The sequence below is a fragment of the Zhongshania sp. genome (assembly GCF_041584495.1).
Lineage (GTDB): Bacteria > Pseudomonadota > Gammaproteobacteria > Pseudomonadales > Spongiibacteraceae > Spongiibacter.
Genome location: NZ_JBFHDY010000055.1, coordinates 1 through 23,488, shown reverse-complemented (window position 1 = coordinate 23,488; position 23,488 = coordinate 1). Strand labels below are relative to the sequence as shown.

The 23,488-nt window shown below is 52.2% G+C and carries 21 protein-coding genes and 1 riboswitch; of the genes, 9 read left to right on the top strand and 12 right to left on the bottom strand.

What is annotated here, in order from left to right; all coding sequences use genetic code 11:
* Positions 1 to 1,572, top strand: a 1,572-nt coding sequence (dxs, locus tag ABYP33_RS10575) for a 1-deoxy-D-xylulose-5-phosphate synthase (RefSeq protein WP_373090849.1), incomplete at its 5' end; no start/stop codon positions are given.
* Positions 1,573 to 2,139: 567 nt separating this feature from the next.
* On the top strand, positions 2,140 to 2,310 hold the full coding sequence (locus ABYP33_RS10570; protein ID WP_373090847.1) for a hypothetical protein: 171 nt from the start codon (positions 2,140 to 2,142) through the stop codon (positions 2,308 to 2,310).
* Between the two features lie 47 nt (positions 2,311 to 2,357).
* Here ABYP33_RS10570 and ribA read toward each other — a convergent pair whose 3' ends face one another.
* The 3 genes from ribA to thiE all read right to left on the bottom strand — a co-directional run bounded on the left by ribA (position 2,358) and on the right by thiE (position 5,142).
* A complete protein-coding gene (gene ribA / locus ABYP33_RS10565; RefSeq protein WP_373090846.1) occupies positions 2,358 to 2,942 on the bottom strand; it encodes a GTP cyclohydrolase II in 585 nt (194 codons plus the stop codon).
* Positions 2,943 to 3,016: 74 nt separating this feature from the next.
* Positions 3,017 to 3,658, bottom strand: coding sequence for a TIGR02281 family clan AA aspartic protease (locus tag ABYP33_RS10560; RefSeq protein WP_373090844.1), 642 nt, complete (start codon positions 3,656 to 3,658; stop codon positions 3,017 to 3,019).
* Positions 3,655 to 5,142 carry a thiamine phosphate synthase gene (gene thiE / locus ABYP33_RS10555; RefSeq protein ID WP_373090843.1) on the bottom strand — a complete coding sequence of 496 codons (1,488 nt, stop codon included), beginning with the start codon at positions 5,140 to 5,142 and terminating at the stop codon, positions 3,655 to 3,657. The genes ABYP33_RS10560 and thiE overlap by 4 nt, the downstream gene beginning before the upstream one ends.
* 155 nt (positions 5,143 to 5,297) lie before the next feature.
* On the opposite strand from thiE, the gene ABYP33_RS10550 reads away from it, so the two are divergent.
* The 3 genes from ABYP33_RS10550 to ABYP33_RS10540 all read left to right on the top strand — a co-directional run bounded on the left by ABYP33_RS10550 (position 5,298) and on the right by ABYP33_RS10540 (position 7,466).
* Complete coding sequence (locus ABYP33_RS10550; RefSeq protein ID WP_373090842.1) at positions 5,298 to 6,491, top strand: SpoIIE family protein phosphatase; 1,194 nt, start codon at positions 5,298 to 5,300, stop codon at positions 6,489 to 6,491.
* Positions 6,492 to 6,497: 6 nt separating this feature from the next.
* Entirely contained in the window at positions 6,498 to 6,980 is a 483-nt protein-coding gene (locus tag ABYP33_RS10545) for an STAS domain-containing protein (protein WP_373090841.1), read from the top strand.
* A 78-nt stretch (positions 6,981 to 7,058) separates the two neighbouring features.
* Positions 7,059 to 7,466: a PaaI family thioesterase gene (locus tag ABYP33_RS10540; protein WP_373090840.1), complete on the top strand. Its 408-nt coding sequence runs from the start codon at positions 7,059 to 7,061 to the stop codon at positions 7,464 to 7,466.
* Between the two features lie 37 nt (positions 7,467 to 7,503).
* Here ABYP33_RS10540 and ABYP33_RS10535 read toward each other — a convergent pair whose 3' ends face one another.
* From ABYP33_RS10535 to ABYP33_RS10520, 4 genes are all read right to left on the bottom strand, one after another.
* Positions 7,504 to 8,259, bottom strand: coding sequence for a sulfite exporter TauE/SafE family protein (locus ABYP33_RS10535; RefSeq protein WP_373090839.1), 756 nt, complete (start codon positions 8,257 to 8,259; stop codon positions 7,504 to 7,506).
* The gene (locus ABYP33_RS10530) at positions 8,256 to 10,055 is read right to left on the bottom strand and encodes a monovalent cation:proton antiporter-2 (CPA2) family protein (protein ID WP_373090838.1); all 1,800 of its coding nucleotides are present in this window, start codon (positions 10,053 to 10,055) and stop codon (positions 8,256 to 8,258) included. The genes ABYP33_RS10535 and ABYP33_RS10530 overlap by 4 nt, the downstream gene beginning before the upstream one ends.
* A 409-nt stretch (positions 10,056 to 10,464) precedes the next feature.
* Positions 10,465 to 10,884 carry a pirin family protein gene (locus ABYP33_RS10525; RefSeq protein WP_373090837.1) on the bottom strand — a complete coding sequence of 140 codons (420 nt, stop codon included), beginning with the start codon at positions 10,882 to 10,884 and terminating at the stop codon, positions 10,465 to 10,467.
* A 312-nt stretch (positions 10,885 to 11,196) separates the two neighbouring features.
* Entirely contained in the window at positions 11,197 to 12,027 is an 831-nt protein-coding gene (locus tag ABYP33_RS10520; protein WP_373090836.1) for an LLM class F420-dependent oxidoreductase, read from the bottom strand.
* Positions 12,028 to 12,241: 214 nt separating this feature from the next.
* Here ABYP33_RS10520 and ABYP33_RS10515 point away from each other — a divergent pair, with 214 nt between their 5' ends.
* From ABYP33_RS10515 to ABYP33_RS10500, 4 genes are all read left to right on the top strand, one after another.
* Entirely contained in the window at positions 12,242 to 13,132 is an 891-nt protein-coding gene (locus tag ABYP33_RS10515) for a hypothetical protein (RefSeq protein ID WP_373090835.1), read from the top strand.
* Positions 13,129 to 14,358, top strand: a complete 1,230-nt coding sequence (locus ABYP33_RS10510; protein WP_373090834.1) for a hypothetical protein — start codon at positions 13,129 to 13,131, stop codon at positions 14,356 to 14,358. Before ABYP33_RS10515 ends, ABYP33_RS10510 begins: the two co-directional genes overlap by 4 nt.
* Before the next feature lie 197 nt (positions 14,359 to 14,555).
* Complete coding sequence (locus ABYP33_RS10505; protein WP_373090833.1) at positions 14,556 to 17,021, top strand: TonB-dependent receptor; 2,466 nt, start codon at positions 14,556 to 14,558, stop codon at positions 17,019 to 17,021.
* An 81-nt stretch (positions 17,022 to 17,102) separates the two neighbouring features.
* Positions 17,103 to 17,999: a tyrosine-protein phosphatase gene (locus tag ABYP33_RS10500; protein WP_373090831.1), complete on the top strand. Its 897-nt coding sequence runs from the start codon at positions 17,103 to 17,105 to the stop codon at positions 17,997 to 17,999.
* Positions 18,000 to 18,020: 21 nt separating this feature from the next.
* On the opposite strand, the gene ABYP33_RS10495 is transcribed toward ABYP33_RS10500, so the two are convergent.
* The 5 genes from ABYP33_RS10495 to purT form a co-directional block, all read right to left on the bottom strand.
* The gene (locus ABYP33_RS10495) at positions 18,021 to 18,818 is read right to left on the bottom strand and encodes a thiazole synthase (RefSeq protein ID WP_373090830.1); all 798 of its coding nucleotides are present in this window, start codon (positions 18,816 to 18,818) and stop codon (positions 18,021 to 18,023) included.
* 112 nt (positions 18,819 to 18,930) lie between these two features.
* Positions 18,931 to 19,134, bottom strand: a complete 204-nt coding sequence (gene thiS / locus ABYP33_RS10490) for a sulfur carrier protein ThiS (RefSeq protein ID WP_008252401.1) — start codon at positions 19,132 to 19,134, stop codon at positions 18,931 to 18,933.
* A 29-nt stretch (positions 19,135 to 19,163) separates the two neighbouring features.
* On the bottom strand, positions 19,164 to 20,228 hold the full coding sequence (thiO, locus tag ABYP33_RS10485; protein ID WP_373090829.1) for a glycine oxidase ThiO: 1,065 nt from the start codon (positions 20,226 to 20,228) through the stop codon (positions 19,164 to 19,166).
* A 176-nt stretch (positions 20,229 to 20,404) separates the two neighbouring features.
* Entirely contained in the window at positions 20,405 to 22,300 is a 1,896-nt protein-coding gene (gene thiC / locus ABYP33_RS10480) for a phosphomethylpyrimidine synthase ThiC (RefSeq protein ID WP_373090827.1), read from the bottom strand.
* 113 nt (positions 22,301 to 22,413) lie between these two features.
* A riboswitch (TPP riboswitch) is annotated at positions 22,414 to 22,524 on the bottom strand.
* 106 nt (positions 22,525 to 22,630) lie between these two features.
* The coding region (purT, locus tag ABYP33_RS10475) for a formate-dependent phosphoribosylglycinamide formyltransferase (RefSeq protein WP_373090826.1) at positions 22,631 to 23,488 on the bottom strand (858 nt) is incomplete at its 5' end.

Genomic DNA, 23,488 nt, shown 5'->3' with positions numbered 1-23,488 from the left:
TACGACACCTTTGGCGTGGGCCACTCCAGCACCAGTATTAGCGCCGCACTGGGCATGGCCATTGCCGCCCGCCAACAAAATATCGACCGCCACACCGTTGCAGTCATTGGCGACGGCGCCATGACCGCTGGCATGGCCTTTGAAGCCATCACTCACGCCACTCACACCGGCGCCAATATGCTGGTAATACTCAACGACAATCAAATGTCGATCTCCAAAAGCACCGGCGGGCTAAACACCTATTTCTCCCGAATGTGGGCCTCTAAAACCTATAACCAGATACGCTCTGGCGGTAAATCTGTACTAAAGAAGTTCCCACGCTCGGCAACGGATCTCGCCGCCCGACTCGAAGAATACATGAAGGGCATGGTGTCGCCAGCCACCTTATTTGAAGAACTGGGGTTCAACTATATCGGCCCTATTGATGGTCACGATCTCGATGTATTAGTGCCTACACTGCGCAATTTGCGTGAGCTACCCGGCCCGCAAATGCTCCATATCCGCACCCAAAAAGGCAAGGGCTTCGGCCCTGCCGAAGAAGATCCTGTCGGTTTTCATGCCATTTCTAAAATTGAGCCCAAACCCGGCAGTGGCCAAGCGCCGATAGCCAAGCCCGCGCTACTGAAATATCAAGATATTTTTGGTCGCTGGCTCTGCGATCAAGCCGAACAAAGCCCCGAACTCGTCGCCATTACTCCAGCCATGTGCGAAGGCTCTGGCATGCTCGAATTTTCAGAGCGCTTTGCCAACCGCTTTTACGACGTTGCCATTGCCGAGCAGCACGCCCTGACCTTGGCGGCAGGCATGGCCTGTGACGGTTTAAAGCCCGTTGTCGCAATTTACTCCACCTTTTTGCAGCGCGCCTACGACCAGCTAATTCACGATATTGCCCTGCAAAACCTCGATGTGACCTTTGGCATTGACCGCGCGGGACTCGTTGGTGAGGACGGCCCTACCCATGCGGGCGCCTTCGACCTCAGCTTTTTGCGCTGCATTCCAAACATGATCGTTATGGCCCCCGCCGACGAAAACGAAACTCGGCAAATGTTACACACCGCCTACCATTACCCGGGCCCAGCGGCCGTGCGCTACCCACGCGGCACGGGGCCGGGCGTGCCCATTGCACAAGACATGCAACTACTGGAGATTGGCAAAGGCCGCATTCAGCGCCAAGGCCAAAAAATCGCTATTCTCAGCTTCGGTACCCTGCTCGCCTCGGCACTGAACGCCGCAGAAGAACTCGACGCCACCGTTGCCGATATGCGCTTTGTAAAACCCCTCGACACCGACTTAATTGATGCTCTGGCTGACGATCACGACCTTCTCGTCACCCTAGAGGAAAATGTCATTGCCGGAGGCGCCGGCAGCGCGGTAAGCGAATACCTAAATCAGCAAAATCGCTGGATGCCGGTGTTGCAACTGGGCCTACCCAACGCGTTTATCGATCACGGCAAACACGCTCAACTACTCAGCGATATTGGCCTAGATACCCCGGGAATACTTGCCAGAATTCGTCAGCGGGCAGTGCAAATAGCGGTGTTTCAGGACAATAGTGACGGCTCGGTGGAATAAAGATTGTGGTGACCCGACAACTCAACTGACATCACTGCTCTACCGCAAAATCCCTTTCAAAACTAGCGCGACAATTATTATTTGCCTAGGGAGCACTGCCAATCATGTGTGTAATTATTCATTGAGCCTTCCAATCTTAGCCTTCAAGATATTTAACTTATTCTCTTAAATTCAATGCATCGTCCAAATTTACTGGAAACACATTCTTGTTATTTTTCTATTCATCGGCCTAACAAACTCTGGGCAAGCGCAAATAACGGTAGACCGCAATATTATCGATCTAAGCGCTGATACTCGCGGCGCCGACATGAAAGTGAGCAATACCGGAAAAAATACTGAAACCGTTGATATTTCATTTTTAACCATCATTGACCTTGGCTTAGACAACGATCAGCACCACAGTCCAGCCCCCGTGAATTAGACGTGCTTGCTACCCCACGGTAATCCGCTTTAGCACCAAGGCACAGCCGAAAAGTCAGAATATCTTTTTTAAAAACGGCGGCGTTAAAAAGCAGTCTTTATCGAATGCGGGTAACCCCCAGACCTGGATCAAGCGGCAAGAGCAATATGATGTTATTTGATGGCAAGCAATGCAATAAACTTGGCGAAGCCTGCCAACAGTTAGCGGGCAAACGCATTGACAACGGAGCAGGCCATGTCTTCGCAGTACCCTACCCAGATACACCAATCAGATTTATGCTCGACGACGGTAGCAATACTCGCGGAGTGGAGTATTAAAACAGGTATCAGCTACGCTGAACCCGCTCCCAGCATTAGCGCAAAGTTTAAAACAAATGCCCCAGCTTACCCGACTTTGTCGCGAGGTATTTGGCATTATGGGGGTTCTGACCGGTTTGCAGAGGAAGTCGCTCAACCACGTCAACCCCCTGATCGGTAAGGGCTTTGACCTTACGCGGATTATTGGTCATCAGGCGAACTTTAGTGATTTTCAGGTGCTCACACATGACGGCCAATAAGCTGTAATCGCGCATATCGGCGCCAAAACCAAGCTGCTCGTTCGCCTCAACAGTATCTGCACCGGCATCCTGCAATTTGTATGCGCGAATTTTATTCACCAAGCCAATGCCGCGACCTTCTTGGCGCAAATAAAATAGCGCGCCACGCCCTTCAGTGGCAATAGCCTCCAGCGCTGCACGCAACTGCGAGCCGCAGTCGCAGCGCATACTGAATAGGGCGTCACCTGTTAAACACTCAGAGTGCACCCGCGCCAGCACAGGTTCACCGTCACCTACGTCACCAAGAGTGAGTACGACATGTTCCTTGCTGCTTTCTGTGTCCTCAAAGCCGTGTATATCAAACACGCCCCAGGGGGTGGGAAGCTTAGAGGATTCTATAAAACTAACCGCCACGGGTATCTCCACGAGCAAAACCGGTCGCGCATTTTACCAGCAGGATGCTCGCGAGGCGACCATTGTCGGCGTATTCAGTAATGACGGGGGGTCAGAGTCAGAATATTATTGTATTCCTGCAGGTTTACGTGCTCTAAAAAACTCATTCCTAGCAACACTACATGAGGATAGTGACCTTCGATAACGACCGCATTGACATGGGGAACAGCAATGTCGCCCAACTGCACTTTATTCAGTGTGACGGCGTAGCCATCGCTCATTCCGCTCGCGGTAGCAACGACGGTCGGCACGCCCTGCTTATACGCAACCCCCAGCCGCAACGCCGCTTGAGAGCTCATTGCCAAAATCGTTGCGCCGGTATCAATAACGGCATCAACCCCACGGCCATTGACGCTGATCTTCACCCGGTATTCATTGCGGCTATTTTTACGCAGCACCACGGTGGTAATAGCTGTTTTCTCATAAATCGCCCCCACTTGTTTATTTAAACCGAGCACCTGCCGCTGCCCCCCTATCTCGACAACAGCCTGCATTGGGGTCGCCGAGATCAAGTGCACACCTGAGGAGTCTCGCTGGCCATTGCGCAGCAATTGCCGTCGACCATCGATTTCGAATAAGGCCGCTTTATCAAACAAGCCTCGCACCACGATATTCGCCGGCTCAGACCAGGCGAGGGCAGCAAAAAACAGCAGCGCACCAGCAAGTGCAAATTTCATTGCGACGGAGCGCCGTCGATCATCGCCATAAGCTCCGCGACAACGGCCTCAGGGTTTTCAGCTTGCGTAATAGCACTGATCATTGCGATGCTTTTTACCCCGGTCAGTAACACCTCCTTGGCCCGCTTTATGTCAATTCCGCCAATCGCAGTCAGTGTGTAATTTTCCCCCAAAACCCCCACCCAACGCCGTAACTGCATCAAGCCCTGAGGACTGTAGGGCATGTCTTTGCTCGTGGTCCGGTACACCGGCCCAATAGCAATATAACTGGGCCGCAAACCATGCGCCCTCGCTACCTCATAATAAGTGTGGGTGCTCACACCCAATCGTAAGCCAGCGTTGGCAATTGCCTCGATATCGGCAATATCGAGATCCTCTTGCCCCAAGTGAACCCCGTAGGCTCCCTCCGCAATGGCCAGCGACCAAAAATCATTAATAAATACTCTGGCGCTATACTCCCGGCCGAGTGCCACCGAGCGTGCCACCTCCTTGCGAAGCGCCTCGCCCTGGAGATCTTTAACCCTTAACTGGATCGTTTTTACCCCACAGGCCAATAAGCGTTTAATCCAGTCGGCGCTATCGACTACCGGGTATAAACCAAGCTCCCCCTCGCACGAAGGAAATACTGGCCGAGGCCCGCTTTGCGGGAGGCGTCGACTCAGACTCGGAAAATCAATCAATTGCTGAGGCCACCCAACATGGGCAACAGGACCCGGCCCGCCACCTAGCTGCACCCCCATCCGCAAACCCTGACTAACATAGGCTTTAGCGATCACTAACGCATCAGACAAGGCATAGCCACGCGCTAAACTTGCGGCAATGGCTGACGATAAGGTACAGCCGGTACCGTGAGTATTTAAGGTGTCCACATTGGCACCACTGAGCCAAAAGCCGTCGACACCGTCGGTCCAATAATCATGGCGCTGGTTATTGCGGGCGGTAAGATGACCGCCCTTAATCAGCACCGCACGGGCGCCAAGCGCGACAATATCGGCCGCCGCGCGCTCAACATCATCTAAGCCCTTGATCGCACGATTTAATATCGATTCCGCCTCGCTCAAATTGGGTGTCAGCAAGTCACAGCGCGGTAGGAGCTTTTCGATAAAACACTCGCCAAGGCTTCCATCCGTTAAATCGCCACCGGTACTTGAGGTCAGCACCGGATCGAAAACAACAAAACCGCGGTAGCTCTCTAAGTACTTCGCCACCATGCTGGCCACACGTTCGTCAGCAAGCATACCGAGTTTGATGACATCAGCCTGCAAATCACTGTCTAGCGCATTAATTTGCGCCGCCAAGGTCCGACGCGGTGTAACGGAAATATGACCGACAGCAAAACTATTCTGCGCAGTAATGGCCGTAATAACCGTACAGCCGTGCACACCAAAGTCATGAAATGTCGCTAAATCAGCCTGAATGCCTGCACCACCACCAGAATCGGAACCCGCGATACTCCACACAATTGGTTTTTTACGACTAGCCATAATTTCTCAATATTTTGTCAACTAACATGCAGTATAGCCGCCATAGAAAGAAGGCAACACTGTAATTGCATATTCTCGAGCTACCGCTCGTTTTGGATTTTTAATGCCTACTCCACCATACTCAGTTCATCCTCACAAATGCCTAGGGACGCCTCATGGCCAATAGCATGCCGCAGAATCCACAAACCACATTACTCATCGTTGACGACGATCTCGCTGTGCGCGAATCAATGGCGGCGTGGCTTGAGGTCAGCGGCTACACGGTATTTCAGGCGACGGATGGGATCTCGGCTATTGAACACTGCCGCCTAAACCCACCAGAACTTATGCTATGCGATTTACAAATGCCCAATATGAATGGATTGCAGGTGTTGGCGATCATGGCAAAAGAATTTCCAAACCTACCGGTGATTATGCTATCTGGACAGGGCGAGATGAGCGACGTTATTCAATCGCTCAAACTTGGCGCTTGGGATTATGTTACCAAACCTATCATCGACATTGAAATACTTGAGCGCGCAATGCAACGCTGCCTCGAGCGGGCCAAACTCATACAAGAAAATTGCGCATACCAGCGCAATCTTGAAGCAGCCAATGTAAAACTACAGCAAGCCCTCGAGCATATGAGCGCGGATGAGCAGGCCGGTCGGGAGTTGCAATTTCAAATGCTCCCCAAAAACGGTGCGCAATTCGATCAGCTCCAATTCTTTTACCGCTTATTATCTTCATCAACCTTGAGTGGCGACTTTGTCGATTATTTTCGAATCGACGGCAATCACATTGGATTTTACTTAGCCGATGTCGCGGGCCACGGCATTCCATCTGCCTTAGTGACCGTCATCTTAAAAAACACCATGGGCCGTTTTTTAAACGACTGCTGGCAGCAAGGCGACCATCTATTGCTCGATCCCCAGCAAACCCTAAGCAGACTAAACAATCTCTTTCTCGAAGGCGGTCTGCACAAGCACGTCGCTATGTTTTATGGCGTCATCGCCTTAACTGAGAATAAACTAACCTATAGCAGCGCTGGCCATTTCCCCCATGCCATTCTATTTGAACAAGGTAGCGCACGCTACGAGGGCTATAAAAGCCCACCCGCAGGGCTATTTAGCCAAGCCAACTACCCAAGCCACGAATGCGCACTGCATGAACGCTTTGCGCTGCTGCTGATCTCAGATGGTATTTTTGAAATCATGTCACAACCGAGCTTATTAGAAAAAGAAGCCGCGCTACTCGCAATGATTGACAGTGAAGGGCTAAATCTCGATGATCTCATTCAAACGTTAGGCATTTCCATTGAGAGCAGCGACTTACCTGACGACATTACATTCTTATTACTGCAACGGTAACAGCACATGATTCGCTATGCGGAGACTGACAACACCCTGGTACTGCATTTCGGCAATGAGGTACGCTACACCCAATGCGGCCCATTAAATACATTATTAGATAATGTGTTCGCGCGCGGAAAAATAAAAAATGTGCTCGTCGATCTCACCGACGCCATGAGCATAGACAGCACAGGGCTTGGTCTACTCGCCAAAATCAACAACTATATTGAAGCCAATTTTCAGCACAAAACTGCTATTTTCAGCACCAACCCCGACATTACTCGCACTTTAGACACCGCCGGCTTTAGTGACATATTCATCATACTCAAACAAAAGCCACAGTTGGCGATTCAAGAAAACGAATTACCTGAAAATATTGGCACAGACCGCGAAACAGCGGAAATGATTTTAAATGCCCATCGCGACCTTGCCGCGCTCAACGAGCAAAATTGGCAGGAATTTCGCGGCGTGGTCTCCGCACTTGAAAAAGAACTACACGGCAAATAATTAGCACCGAACATTGCTACGCAAAGCTAGGCGCTAACATCGTCGGCATACAATGATGCCTTTTATATGGAGCCAACAGTGGCAACTCAACAAGAAATCGCCATTTTCCTGGCCAAAGAATTTCCCGCAAGTCCATGCACGGTCGATGAGATTGGCCCTCAATCTGCGGTTGTTCGCCACAAAGTCGACAGCAGCGCGCTGCGACCCGGTGGCACCGTGTCCGGCCCAGTGCTAATGACCACTGCAGACCTCGGACTTTACGCGGCGATACTCGGCGAAATTGGCATTGTGCCACTGGCGGTCACCACGAATCTCAATATCAACTTTTTACGCAAACCCGCAGCAGGCAAAGATATTATCGGGGTTTGCAAATTGATTAAAACTGGTCGTTTACTGATTATTGGCGAAGTTTCACTCTATTCCGAGGGTGACGACCGAGCCGTCGCTCACGCCGTCGGAACCTATGCCATTCCGCCGCGAGGCTAAGCTTAAACCCGGCGCCGCTCCGAGATACTGAATAACATCAGCCAAGTACGCCAAGACTGCCGTCAACTAAAAGTTTGACGCCAACCACAAACAAAAAGAAATAACAGATCCGATAAATTGTGGCTTCACTGACCTTGTGCAACAGATAAAAGCCCAGCCGCACCCCAAGCGGTGCAATCGGCATTAATACTGCCGCCGTAAGTAAATTAGTACGATCAAAACTACCCTGCAGACTATAGGGTATTAACTTAACGACATTGACCACGGCAAAAAATATCGCCATGGTTCCCATCAGTAGCGACTTTTCTAAGCGTTGTGGCAGCAAATAAATATTAATTGGCGGCCCTCCAGCGTGAATACCAAAGCTAGTAAATCCCGCGACCGCGCCCCAAAAACCGCCGCGAATTTTGTTTGGTTCACGTTGAACGGCTGACGTGGGCTTAAACCAATAATTCAAACAAAAGACGACGGCAATAAAACCAATTAAAATGCGAATCATGTCCTCGGATAAATAGCGAAAGCCAATACTGCCAATGACAATGCCAATCATTGCGCCGGGCAAAATAATTTTTAAATTGGGCTTACTCCACTGTCCACGAAAACTCCACAGCGCCACCGCATCCATAAACAATAATATCGGCAGTAAAATTGCGGCCGCCTGAACTGGCGATATTGCCAAGCTCATTAACGGCACCGACACCACGGCGATACCACCGCCAAACCCGCCTTTGGCCATACCAAAAATTAAAATAGCAGGGACGGCGCATAAGTAAAAAAATGGATCGTCAATCAAAACCCACGCTCCTCAATCACGTCGGCATCGAACAGCGCCTGCAACTCATCATGCGCGTCGCGGGCACTTTGCCGCAGTGCTTCACGGTCGTTAAAAATCTGGTGCTGCTGAGCCAGCAACGCTTCATCATGCTGTTGAAAACGGCTAATTCTGGCTTGCGCCCGCGCCTCACCCAAGCCTAGCCCCATCAGGGTTATGCGACTCATCTCCAAGCTGGAATGAAACGTTTCCCGAATTGGCGTCGCGCCCAGCTCCAGCATGCGGTGAACGTGAAACCGACTTCTAGCCCGGGCAATAAACTTGATATGGGGGTATAAACGACTGACCAATTCCGTAATTTTAATATTGGTTTCAGGGTCATCCGCCGCCAGCACGAAATACTCGGCCTTGTCGGCGTCGACCGCCCGCAATATTTCCGGCCGCAGTGGGTCGCCGTAAAACACCGGCATACTATCAATACTGCGCGACAATTCGATCGTGTCTACCGACAAATCCAATGCCACAAAAGGCACACGTTGGGCGCGCAGAATGCGCGCCACAATCTGCCCCATGCGGCCCATACCAACAATAACCACCCTCGGCTGCACACTCTCAATTTCTTCGTATTCCGGCGGCACGCTTTGCGGCTGAGCCTTGGGTTGTAAAACCTTGGCAATGAGAATAATCAAAAATGGCGTTAATGCCATCGACACCGTAATGGCCAAAATCAGCATGCTGTGCAAATCGGCGCTGAATAACTGCTGCTGGCGAGCAAGCTGAAAAATAACAAAGGCAAACTCGCCCCCCGCCGCCAACACAATGCCCAATTTCAAGGCGCTACTACGGTCTAAGCCCCCTAATGTTTTACCAACCAAAGCCAGTATTGGCAGCTTGATAATCATCAACAGCGCACTTAAGCCAAGTACCGTTAAGGGTTCTTGCAACAATAATTGAACATCGGCGGTCATCCCCACGCTGATAAAAAACAAACCCAATAACAGTCCCTTAAAGGGCTCGATCTGCGACTCCAACTCATGGCGATACTCCGAGTCCGCAAGCAGCAATCCCGCAAGGAATGCCCCCAGTGCCATCGACACCCCGGCCAAGTCCATTAACCAAGCAGTGCCAATCACCACCAGCAACGCGGTCGCGGTCGAGACATCCTGCAAGCCCGTTCTGGCCACCATCCGAAACACCGGTCGCAGCAAGTAGCGACCACCGACGACCACTGCCGCTATACACAGCAGTATCCGCACAACCGATATGCCGGTTTCGGCACCGCCCGCGCCGCTATTGCCGCTGATCAGTGGCACCAGCGCAATAAGAGGAATCGCGGCAATATCTTGAAATAATAAAATAGCAAACGCCAAGCGCCCATGGGGGCTGCCCAGTTGCTTACGCTCAGCCAAAACCTGCAAACCAAACGCGGTCGATGACAAAGCCAAGCCAAGCCCTAAAACAATTGCCGTGCGAATTGGCTGCTCAAAACTAAAATACGCTACGCCGCCGATTAAAAGACCGCTTAGCACGACCTGTGCAAGCCCCACCCCAAACACCGCCCGACGCATAAGCCACAAGCGCTTTGGCGACAATTCCAAGCCGATAATAAACAGCAGCAACACCACCCCAAATTCAGAGAAATGGGCGATATTTTCAGGATTGTGAATAAGCTCCAGTGCCGCCGGGCCAATGGCGACACCGGCGATTAAATAACCTAATACCGCACCCAATTGCAGGCGCTTGGCCAGTGGCACAACGAGTACTGCAGCCAACAATAGAACCACCATTGCCTGGAGTAGGCTGCTTTCATGGGGCATTGAAATCTCCGGAATAAATTACGAGGTGCGGGTTTGTCGCATAGCAAAGCCCCGCCGCAAGCCGATAACCGATGACCGATGACCGATAACCGATGACCGATGACCGATAACCGATAACCGCACTATTTTTACACGATAAAAGCTAGCGTCCTAAGTGTTTTATCGGCTAATCACTATTGCCCCCACGGGAGCGGCGGTGCGGTGTGGGGCGCACTATCAAAGCCGGCAATACTGCCGAAACAAGCACTCCCTGCCTCCCAATCCCGCTGGGCCTCAGTAATTTCCGCGCGACTGTGACCAACAAAATTCCACCACCGCGTAATATCACCCGCACAGGCTCGCCGCCTAATAAAATAATTTGGCTATTGGAGCTTGACGTTACCCTCAGCTCATTTGTACCAGGACTAAACTACGCCAAATCATTTTCTACAAAACGCTGATCGCAGACCGCAGCGCCACCTCGCAGCACCAATATGCCGTACTCAAAACGCGTGTCCAAGGGCAAATAAAGCTCATCGCCCGAGGCACTGACAATATCCACCGCCAGTAGCGGCGAGTAAATTGCAGGAGACAGCTCGTCAGCATAGCCTCCAGCTAGTAAGCTCAGCGGACTATCTCCTTGCCGCCAGACTGGCAGTCCGGGATAGTGATCAAATACGGGTTCGCACTCTCGATCTTGATAGGGCAGCGCAATCCGGAATTGCGCGGCGTGCAATGGCTCGCTACCGACCAAAGACTCCTCGGTGTGACTAATACCGCGCCCCGCTGTCATCAAATTGACTTCACGGGGACGAACCTCTACCACGCTACCATGACGATCGCGGAGCAAGATCTCCCCCGCCACCATTCAGGTAAACGCTTGCAAACCAATATGAGGATGCGGATGCCCGTGCCATCGCGGAAAACCGCTGGGCCAGCATGGTCAAGGAAACACCATGCGCCGCCTTGAGGAGAGAACGCGGTTGATCGTTATACCGCCGCCAATTTCCGCGCTGCGAGCGCGAATCTTTTGAATAGGGTCTAAGTGGCGTGGGCAATATACAGACTGCGAAGCCTCTGAGTTATGCTACTGATTACTCATAGTATCCCGATAAAGTAGACACTATTTTCCGCGTTAGACCTCAAAGACTAGCAGCAAGCCTCACAACTGAGCAATGATCTTAGAGAAGCGCTCAATCATTGGCATCACAATCTCTGGCTTATCCCAATTTTGCATGCCCACGCCAATATTGCAGCGATCCACGCCGCAGTCCCGGTAGAATTTAAGTAAATCTGGTGTCACCTCAGCCATTACCACTAGGGTAACCTCTACCGCGTCTGGCTTGCGGCCAAATTCACCAAGCAAGTCCCTAAACGCCTTAATCGACGCCTTGACATCGGGCAACACTACATCCACGGGCATCCAGCCGTCGGCCCACTCTGCCGTGTGGCGCATACCTAATGGCCCCATAGCGCCAAAAATAATCGGAGGAACGCGCAACGGTTTAGGCTCAAACCACACCGGATCAAAATTAACAAATTCGCCGTGATATTCCGGTGCCTCGTCAGCAAACAAGCGTCGAGTCGCCGCCACCGTCTCCTTTAAGACCGAGTAGCGTCGCTGCCAGGGCTGACGACTGACGTTCTCAAACTGTTCCTTATTCCAACCCACCCCGCTACCGATCATCACCCGGCCGCCCGAGAGCCGATCCAGCGTCGCAATCGTCTTGGCTTGGGAAAACAGTTCGCGCTCCATCAGCAGAGCAATGCCAGTACCCAGCTTTAATGTTGACGTCGCCGCTGCCGCTGCCATGAGTGAAATATAGGGGTCCATCATTTCTTTATAAGGCTCGGGCAGTTCACCCCCCGCCGGATAAGCGGTGCTTCGGCAGCGCGGAATATGACTGTGCTCGCCATACCACAACGACTCAAAGCCGGCGTCTTCCAGTGTTTTAGCCAACTCCGCCGGATCCGGATCATTTACTGTGTTCATCGAACTGAAGCCAAGATGCATAGTCGCGCCCTTTCTTATTATTGCTGTGTAATCACTTAGTCTAGGTGCAAGCGCGTCGTTGCAGCTATACCTCACATTGATGAGATGAAAACCACTACTGTCATCAACTTGTCAACAGAGTGTCTTATTGTCTACATCAAGACTATTGCAAACACACCGTTGCTCGCTAGCAAAAGGTATCCCACCGACCTCTATGACTCTAGCAATTCGTGAGCCTATGCTACCGTTTCGTTTTTTTAGCGCTAATCACACTACGTACCGCGCCATCATGGGTCTTGCTCTAAGCTTGCCCATCGCCCTTAGTGTGTGGATGGCAAGCCGCCCCCTACAAGCGCTTAGTTTGAGCGACTACCGCAGCTACCAGTGCAGCAGCCAAGGCGCGGGCACAAAGCCAACATTTAAAATTCTCACCTTGTTTTACAATTACGCCACCGACTTTGCCGACTATTTATGCGCCAGCACACTGTTTGCCAAATCCTATTCTGGCGTTGAGATACGCTGGCGACCGAGGGCCTACCTTAGCCCGCAACATATTCTGGACGAAGAGTTCGATATCTTTTGGAATCGCCACCATATCGTGGCGGGCTTGGTGCCGGAGTTCAGCAATTACTACCGTGTTTTACAGCAAACGCCTAACTACGCTCTGTACTGGATTAGCCAAGACAGCACACCTCAGCTAAGCAGCGACTACCTCCAAGGCAAGGTGATCGGCTTCTCCCGCGACAGCCAAAGCCAAACCCATTTCCTACAACCCATGGCGGCCTTAAAGCAGGCGGGTATTAATCTTAACGCCGACCAAAAAAAGTTTTATACCGACCCCAGCGCCCTTTACGCCGCGTTTAAAAATCGTGAAATCGACATAATCAGCACGGCTATTTCGCAGGTAGACAACTTAAATTTAAGCACTTATTACACATTGCTCATTAATCCCGAGGTGCCGTCGGGGGCGTGGTTTATCAAAAACCAACTCCACCACAGCCACCATCGCGCATTAGAATGCGAAATCATCCGCGGCCTTCAGGTTTACGCGCCCTTGCTCGCCCCCCTGCAGCAACTAAGCGTCCAAACCGTGGACTGCCCATGACATCACTGGGGCTATCTAAGCCGAAAGGGCTTATCAAGTTAGCGGTCGTGGCGGCTGCCAGCGTCTTCCTTATCGCCTTTAATCACTGGCTTAGCCTTAATTACCTCAGCCGCTCACTGGCACAGCAACTGCGAGAAACCCTGCCAAATAAGATTATTGAAGCGGGTATTAACGAGTCTTTTCACGACAGCCTTAACGACTACTTAGTAAAACGCCTCAATGACGATTTTGCTCAACTTCACGTTAACAGCGCATTTAGCGCGGTACAGCAATGCCAAGTCCAAGTGCTGCGCATTCATAACAAAACATACGCCAACTCTGCCAATGCAGCGCGAATAATTAGCCTGCACTGGCCAATTAACGACCATATTCAAGAGTTGAAGCTGGGCCTCGCCTGCCAGTGGCAGTGGCCAAAACTGATTGCCAGCCAATTATTCCTGAGCCTACTGGGCTTGCTGATGTGGACAGCTGTCGCCCCGCCACTGTCGCCGCGCAGAAAGCAGCTGCTTCGCGCCCTGACCGAACAAGGTGTAAATCGGCGCCAAGCCGAACAGCTCAGCAGCAAAGCCGACGGCTACTCGCCGAGGCAGGAGCAGGCCTTAACACTGTTTTTGCGCAGCAATTACCCCCACCCCAGCCACTACCTTGCGCATTTAAACACCGGCGGCTTTAAACACTCCTCTCCCAGCGTGCTGGCGTGGTTGGAATTTGCACTACGACAGCGCCCCAAGGACATCGCCGACGCCATCGCCATCGCCGAATCCCCAGCAGAGCTTAGCCTCTGCCCCGCCAACAGCACCGTCATGGTTCATGGCTATGCGCTTAAGATGTCGTCTACACCATTTATGTACTACCTCTGGTATGCCTACCGCCGACGCCAAAACCCGGTCGATGGCTGGTTTACCAACCCCCCTTCCAATCGCCCCGATCGCCGTGCCGATCAAGAAATCATTGCCTTAATGCAACGCTACGGTGGACACGCCAAAGCCATTAATGATTTAAGTGAAAAAGGCCTGCGCGCCAAAACCTTGGATCAGAATCGCAGCAAAATTAAAGATGAACTCTGCCAATTATTCGGCGAAGAACTGGCCGCGCCCTTTTTATTTGAATCTGCGCGCGACCCGCAAACCGCACGTTCGCAATACCGTTTAGCACTGCCCGCTACAGCCATAAGCATTCATGCCCCCGAGAGCACATCAACGCGTATAGCAACGCCAAGCAACTAAATAATCCCCACGCAAAGCGCCCGTAAATAGCGGGCTGCGAGCGAGATGACGCGTTTAGAGACATCTCTAAACCCCTGTAGATGTCTTTGTCACAAAGCCGACACACACAGCCACGACAATCCCTCTGACTTATTTCCGTGGCCATTTTGACGCGCCGTTCACCGACACCGTAATTACATCATCAACAGGAGACTCCAATGAATTCCCTCGGCAGCAAACGCCTATCGTATTACCTCATGACGGGACTAGCGGCAGGCATGCCCAGCCTCGGTTTGGCGCAAAACAAACTTGAGATGATTACCGTCACCGCTGCGCCTATCCGCGACAGCCAGCAAGCCGCTTTTGACGCTAAGAAATTTGCCGACAACTATGTAGAGATTATCTCTGCCGATACCATCGGTCGCTTTCCCGACCAAAACCTAGCGGACTCCCTTGGCCGCCTACCCGGCTTGGCAATAGAGCGCGACCAAGGCCAAGCCCGCTACATTAATTTACGCGGTGCCCCCTTTCGCTATACCAGCATCGCCTTTGACGGCATTGATGTGCCCGGTGCTGAAAATGGCCGCATTCCGCGCTTTGACAGTATCCCCTCTGTTATTACCCGCACCGTAGAGGTGAATAAAGCCATTCTGCCAAGTATGCCGGGAGAGGCGGTGGCGGGTTTTATTAATATTAAAACCTTTAGCCCCTTTGCGAATGAGGGCTGGTCTTTCGCCGCCGATGTCGGCTTGGGTGAACAAAAGCTCGGCGGCGGTGATATTGAGAAATACGGCTTGCGCACCTCGTGGTCGAATGAAAATTTTGGTTTTGTCGCCTTTGTCTCTGAGAACAGCCGCGAACAAATTACCGACAACCGCGAATACGATTTAGAACGCGATGCCACCACCGGTGAGCTGATTGTGAATGAGCTTGATTTTCGCAGTTACAAAGTAACCCGCGAAGATTCGGCCTACGGCGGTACCTTAGAATATCGCGGCGACGACACCGTGCAGCGCCTGTTTATTTCCACGCTCTACAGCGAGTTCATCGACAAGGAGCAGCGCAATCAATTTGTATTTGCGTTTAACACCCCCGCAACTGGCGTCAGCGGCAGCAATCAAGACGTGAGCGTACAACGCTTACTGGAATACGGCCAATACGAAAACTCAACCGAGTCGAATACCCTTGGCGCAGATTTCCAATTGGGCGAATGGCTGCTTGAAACGCGGGTAAATGGCACCGACACCGAATTTAAAATGAACCTGCCAATTCCCCGCAGTGTTGGTGGTAGCGCGGTGGCAAGTTATGACTTGAGCGATATCGAAGATCCAAAGCTCTATCTCGACCGCGATCTTGCCACAATTAACTACGCCAGCACCATTGGCATTCACTACGGCCAATTACTGGAAATCAGCGGATTAAAACTAAAGGCGGATGCCGAACGCGAACTGAACTGGTTCGGTAAAAATATGGTGCTACGAACAGGCTTACAACACGACAGTCGTGACGCCGATGGCTTTGTGTCCACTCCCGCTATCAAATCTTTCCCTGCCTCGGTCAATATTGACGATTACAACACGGGGAAGCCATGGGACAGCAATACCACCAATACTATTGGCGCCACCTATTACAACAATATTGGCCTGCGCAACGCGTGGGCCAGCACCGGCGGGCTCGGTCCAGTAACGCCTAGCGAAGATGGCCGTATTGAAATCACCGAAGACATTCTCGCCGCCTATGTCATGACCACCACGGAGCTTAATTGGGGCAATATTGTGGTTGGCGCTCGCATAGAACAAACCGACTACCGCAGCAAAGGCAGTGTTAATGGCGACCCCATCTCGATCAGCGACGATTTTATTAATGTGCTACCCAGTGTGCACTTCAATATCAATTTGCAAGAAGACCTCAAGCTGCGCGTCTCGGCCACGACCGGCTTAAACCGCCCCACCTACGATGAATGGCGCGCCGCCGCTAAAGTGGATGTAATCAACAAAGAAGTCACCGGAGGCAACCCAACCCTCGAGGCCGAAGAAGCTACTGGCATCGACACCTCCTTAGAGTGGTATTTTGCACCGGCCAGCATCCTCTCTGCTGGCGCCTTTTATCGCACTGTCGACAACGTGATTTACGCCGACACGAGTACCATTGATGGCGGCGTTTACCTGCCTAGCGCGGCAGGCGAAAGCTGGACATACAAAGGTTCGGTAAATGGCGACAATGGCAAAATGCACGGTGTGGAATTGAACTTTGTCGGCCACGCCAGCGACTTGCTCAATGCCGCTCACGGCTTTGGTATTAGCGCCAACCTAACCGTGCTCAACAGCGAGTTCCAAGCCCTAAATGGCGACCGCCACGACCTGCCTGGCACCTCGGACCTCCTCTACAATTTCTCAGTATTTTACGAGGACTACGGGCTATCGACCCGAATCAGTTACCAGTATCGCGACGAGTGGATTTCACCCATCGAAGACCCAAATGAAGTGTGGGGCGAACAGCAGCGGGTAGATTTATCGCTGAGTTATGAACTGCCCTTTGACTTTAACGGTGCCACCATGTCGGTCTACGCCAACGCCAATAACGTAAGCAATGAAACCGATGTGCGCTACGCCAGTAACGGTACCATCAACCAGTCAGAAAACTATGGTCGCCGTTATTTGCTCGGTGTACGCCTGCATTTTTAAGTGCGGTTCAAGCGGTGGTGCAGAACCGCACCACCGTAAAGTTGATTTTCCAAGCCATTAATTAATTCAGGAGTTCAACCCATGAAAATTCACTCTCGCGGTATTACTCTCGCCATTAGCGCACTACTCACATTCAGCGCAGCGCCATATTTACAGGCCGAAACCCAAACGGCGCCACAAACTAAAATAGACGATTCCTCGCGCCTACTCCCCCTCGAAGGCGGTTCCAATTTTAGGGACCTTGGCGGCTATACCACCGCCGACAATAAAACCGTGCGCAGCGGCGTATTATTTCGCTCCGGCACCATGAGCAGCCTTACGTCCGCCGACGAAAAAACCTTAAACAAACGCCATTTTAAAACCGTGGTTGATCTGCGTTCGCAAGAAGAGCTAGCGCTTTACCCCAACCGCTGGGTGAGTCACAACCCGTCAATTAGCTATATTAACCACCCTTATAGCGTCGCCGAGATGAAGTTAAATGCACCCGAAGGCAAAAACAAACCTATCGGAATAGAAGGCTTTTACGGCAATATTTCTGAGCTATACCAACCGCAAATGAAAATGTATTTCCAAGAATTGCTAAACAACAACACGCCATTGGTGGTGAACTGTTCAGCAGGGCAAGACCGCACTGGCTTTGCCTCTGCCCTCTTGCTTAGCGCGCTGGGCGTACCACGAGAGACTATTGTTCAGGACTATTTGTTGTCTACCAAATACCGTCGGCCAGCCGTTGAACGGGGCGATGTCGATTTAGAGGCCGCCGCCAAAACCAATGCCTTTGCCAAAATGATGCTGCATTACAATAAAAAAGAGACCAAAGGCCCGATGCCACTCATCACCGCCGACGGCACCCCCTTTATCAATATTGCCTTTGCGCATATTGAGCAGAAATATGGCTCAGTCGAAAATTATTTAGACCAAGCGCTTGCCGTAGGTCCCACAGAAATCAACAAACTCAAGACACTGTATTTACAATAATCCCGCTCTAGCGCAGCGGTATTATTGCTGATGCCAGAAAGGCATACCCAAGGTTGGGGTGGATGGCGAAGCGGTTTGTCGCTCTGGCATTGCCCCCGCCAAGGTAGCTTGGCGGCCCGCCGCAACGGCGTCGCGAAAGGCTCGCGCCATCAATACCGGATCCCCCGCCTGGGCAATGGCGGTATTCAACAAAATACCGTCGTAGCCCAATTCCATGGCCTGTACTGCGTGGGAGGGTTTACCAATACCGGCATCAACAATCAGTGGCAACTCGGGAATCCGCTCACGAATAGTTTGTAAATTATAGGGATTCATCAGCCCCCGCCCAGTGCCAATTGGCGAACCCCAGGGCATCAACACTTGGCACCCCACATCGCGTAAGCGCTGACAAATCACCAAGTCATCCGTGCAATACGGAAACACTTTGAAGCCCAGCTTAATTAACTGCTCCGCCGCCTCAACCGTGCCCAGTGGGTCGGGCTGCAAATTATAATCATCGCCCACCACTTCCAATTTTAACCAATCTGTTTCAAACAACTCCCGTGACATCTGCGCCAAGGTCACCGCCTCTTTTACGCTATGGCAACCCGCCGTGTTAGGCAGTAGGGCTTTATTCAAACTCTTTAACTGCTGCCAAAAGCCCTCACCGCCAGCTTCGCTCGGCGACTGCCTGCGCAGCGACACAGTAATTATCTCCGAACCCGAGGCAGTAATTGCTTCGCGCATTATTGCTGGCGACGGATACAGCGCGCTGCCAATTAAGAGGCGGCTGTGGAAGGTTTGGCCGTAGAGGGTCCAGTTGTCTTGATTTTGCTTCATTGCTAATTCCTGCTTTACGCTGGATGGGAGACGGGAGAGGCTAAAAAATTAAAACCCGCACTAATCTTTTTTCCTTTGCGTCTCCCATCTCCCGTCACGCTTCTCCCGTCATTCAGCCGCCCTGCACTGGCGCCAACACATCCACTTGATCACCGGCATTCAAGCGTAAATCCCCGTACTGTGATCGTGGAACAAAGTCGCCATTTATCGCTATCGCAATTTTCTCGCACTCAAAACCCCATAGCGGAAGCAGCTCAGCTAGCGCTAAATTCGCATCGCATTCGCGGCGTTTGTTATTCACACTAATTGAAATCATTTGGGCACGCTATCCATTAATTTTCCCACTTATACCGTAACGCTATTTTCGGTTTGTTCCGTTAGCATCGCCAAAGCATTCTCCACTAACTGGGGGCTAAGCAAGTAGCCGTGGCGGTATAAGCCATTCACCGTTAGCAGACCCGCCTCACAGTTCAGCACTGGCAAATTATCGGGCATCGCCGGCCGACAGTGAGCAAAGGCGTGAAGCAAGCTCGCCTCGGCAAAACCGCTGTGCACACTGTAGAGCGCCGACATCAATTCCAAGGTCGAGCGCACGGTAACCGGCTGCATCGATTCGCTTTCAATTTCCGTCGCGCCAATCACGTAGCGATTGTTTGGCCGCGGCGAAATATACAATTTATAACGCGGGTGCATCAGCCGCACCGGCCGCTGTAAATTCACCTCCGGCGCATGAACCCACAACACTTCACCGCGCACACCGCGCAAGCCTGGCCACTGCGCTTTAGCACCGAGGCCACGGCTGTCCACCACCCAATCAAACGCCAAGGTTTCATTGCGCAAAGCAATACGCTTGGGGGCAAGGCTGAGGACCTCGCTATACTCAAACCACTTGCCCCCCAGCTTAGTAATCGCCGCCTCCAATGCCGCCAACAAGGCCCCATTATCAAGATAACCTTCGTCGGCAAGAAACAAACCTGAGCTATAACGTTCGGCCAATTCCGGCTCCAAATCCCGCAAACGCGTGCGATCGATGCGCTCGACCCTGTCGCAATGATCGGGGACTTTCACTTGCAACTGTTGTTCAAAATGTCGCAAGCTGGATTTATCCAAATCATGGGCCACCACCACACTGCCATCCATGCCGTAACTAATGCTTTGCCCAGTTTGCTGCTCCAGCAGAGCGATCTGCGCAGGCCACCAGCGCAGCGCCATCAAGCCCCAGTCAAACACCTGGCGTTCAGCGCCGGCCACCTCGCTATAAGGCGCCAACATCGACGCCGCCACCCGAGCTGCACTCAGCTCCCCAGCGCGACTACCGCGATCAAATAAACTCACGCGGTGGCCTTGTTGCAAGAGCTTCCACGCGAGGAGGCGGCCGAGGAGGCCTGCACCGGCTACCGCGATATTCATCGCTGAATGCTGGACGGACGACGGAAGACGCTAGTACCGCGTAACGCTGGACGGGAGACGGGAGACGCTAAAGCAAAATCGTTGACTAACTCCCGCCCTGACTTATAACTCACTTGCGTCTCCCGCATTGCATCAAACGTCTTTTGCATCTCCCGTCTCCCGTCTCCCGTCTAGCGTCAAACCTTCTGATATATCTCACTGCCCAACTCTTTAAACTCGGCAGATTTTTTCTGCATCTCGGCTTCCAGTTCACCCTCTTCTAGCTTGGCGGCGTAGTCGCGAACGTCTTGGGTGATTTTCATGGAGCAGAATTTGGGGCCGCACATGGAGCAAAAATGCGCGACCTTAGCCGATTCTTTGGGCAGGGTTTCGTCATGGTAAGAACGCGCGGTGTCGGGATCAAGACCGAGGTTAAATTGATCTTCCCAGCGGAATTCAAAGCGGGCTTTGCTCAGGGCATTGTCGCGCAACTGCGAGCCGGGATGACCCTTGGCCAAGTCTGCCGCGTGGGCGGCAATTTTATAGGTGATGATGCCGGTTTTTACGTCATCTTTATTGGGCAGCCCCAAGTGCTCTTTGGGGGTGACGTAGCACAGCATCGCGCAGCCATACCAACCGATTTGGGCGGCGCCAATACCCGAGGTGATGTGATCGTAGCCAGGGGCAATATCAGTGGTTAGCGGCCCTAAGGTGTAAAAAGGCGCTTCGTCGCAGTGCTTGAGTTGCTCGGTCATATTTTCGTGAATCATCTGCATGGGCACATGACCGGGACCCTCAATCATCACCTGTACATCGTGCTGCCAAGCGCGCTTGGTGAGTTCACCTAGAGTGCGCAGCTCGCCAAATTGGGCTTCGTCATTGGCGTCGGCCACCGAGCCGGGACGCAGGCCATCACCAAGGGAAAACGACACATCATAGGCCTTCATGATTTCGCAGATGTCGTCAAAATGGGTGTAGAGAAAATTCTCTTTATGGTGCGACAAACACCATTTCGCCATAATCGAACCACCGCGGGATACAATGCCGGTCACGCGTTTCGCGGTCAGCGGCACATAACGCAGCAACACACCCGCGTGAATCGTAAAATAATCCACGCCCTGCTCTGCTTGCTCAATTAAGGTGTCGCGGAAAATTTCCCAGGTTAAATCTTCGGCCACGCCGTCAACTTTTTCCAGCGCCTGATAAATCGGTACTGTGCCCACCGGCACCGGCGAATTGCGCACAATCCACTCACGGGTTTCGTGAATATTTTTGCCGGTAGACAAATCCATCATGGTATCTGCGCCCCAGCGAATACCCCAAGTAAGCTTGGCCACTTCCTCTTCAATGGACGAACCCAGCGCCGAGTTACCGATATTGCCGTTCACCTTCACCAGAAAATTACGACCAATAATCATCGGTTCTAATTCGGGGTGATTAATATTGGCGGGAATAATTGCACGGCCACGCGCCACTTCGTCGCGGACAAACTCCGGCGTAATTTCCTTTGGAATACTGGCGCCAAAAGCATTGCCGGGATGTTGAAAGCCCAGCTCCCCCGGCAGTTCACCCGCTTCTTTGGCGGCGGCTAAGGCCATGTTTTCGCGGATGGCAATATATTCCATTTCTGGGGTAATAATGCCCCGCCGCGCATAGTGCATTTGGCTGACATTTTTACCAGGTAAAGCGCGGCGGGGATTGCGTTTTAAATCAAAACGCAATTGCTGCAAGCTCAAATCTGCTGCGCGTTTTCGGCTGTATTCAGAGCTATCGCCAGCGAGCAATTCGGTGTCATTGCGGTCGAGAATCCATTGATCGCGAATCGGCTCTAAGCCTCTGCGTATATCAATATTGGCCTTGGGGTCGGTATACGCACCCGAGGTATCGTAAACCCGCACCGGTGGATTTGGCTCTAGGCTGGTACTGCCATCGCGGGCCTGCACTGGGGTTGGGGTTAGTTTAATTTCACGCATCGGCACCTGAATATCGGCGCAGCTACCCTGCACATAGATCTTTGACGAACCCGGCAATGGCTCAACCGAAGCGGCATCTACTTGGGCGGTATCGCGAAGCAATGGATAATCAGAACTCATTATTTTCCCCTTTTGCGCGCAGCACAGCGCAAGTCTTTGATTCAACGTTTTAAAAATAAAACCAAAGAAGGAAATTCAGATCAGCTCAGTTTGCCACAACGCAGAGGAGCCCCTGCTGAGAAGATCTTGTTTCCTACGCTGGCATTATCCAGATCAGGTCTACGGGATTCGAAAACGATCTCAGCCATTGCGTACTTTAGACGCGGGCACCCCGACAAGAGGGGCTAGTGTAGGACGCATACAGGGGGGATAGCAAGCGCATAAATTTTGGCAGAAATTAAATTGCCCCAAATCATCCTATATTCCGAGGCAAATTATCGCGAATTTAATTTACAAACTCACCGTCAAGGCTTCAACCACCGCCAGTGCCTTGGCGCGGGCTTCGTCGATGTCACCACCGCGCGCCAGTGCCACGCCCATGCGGCGTTTGCCGTCCACTTCAGGCTTACCGAATAAACGCAGCTGGGTATCGGGTGCATCTAAGGCGTGGTCGAGATTGCCAAAGCGCACACGACTGGATTTGCCGTCGACTAAAATAACCGCCGACGCCGAGGGGCCGTGCTGCTGAATATTGGGGATGGGCAGGCCCAGTATGGCTCTAACATGCAGGGCAAACTCTGAGAGGTCTTGCGAGGTTAATGTTACTAAGCCGGTGTCGTGGGGCCGAGGCGAAACTTCGCTGAAGATCACTTCATCACCTTTTACAAATAGTTCTACACCGAACAAACCCCAGCCACCTAGTGCGGTGGTGACTTGCTCGGCCATGTGCTGGGCGCGTTGCAGGGCGACCTCAGACATGGGCTGGGGCTGCCACGACTCTTGGTAGTCACCGTCTTTTTGCAGGTGACCAATTGGCGCGCAATAACTGGTTGCGGTGTCTACGCCATCACTGCCGCGATGGCGAATGGTGAGTAAGGTAATTTCGTAATCGAAGTCGACAAAACCTTCCACAATCACTCGGCCTGCACCGGCACGGCCGCCCTCTTGGGCATAGGTCCACGCCGCGTCGATTTCAGCGGGGCGACGCACCAAGCTCTGCCCCTTGCCCGAGGAACTCATGATGGGCTTGATCACACAGGGCAGACCAATGTCCGCCACGGCAGCATCGAACTCGTCTTTACTGTCGGCAAAACGGTATGCAGAGGTGGGCAGTTCTAACTTTTCGGCGACTAAACGCCGAATGCCTTC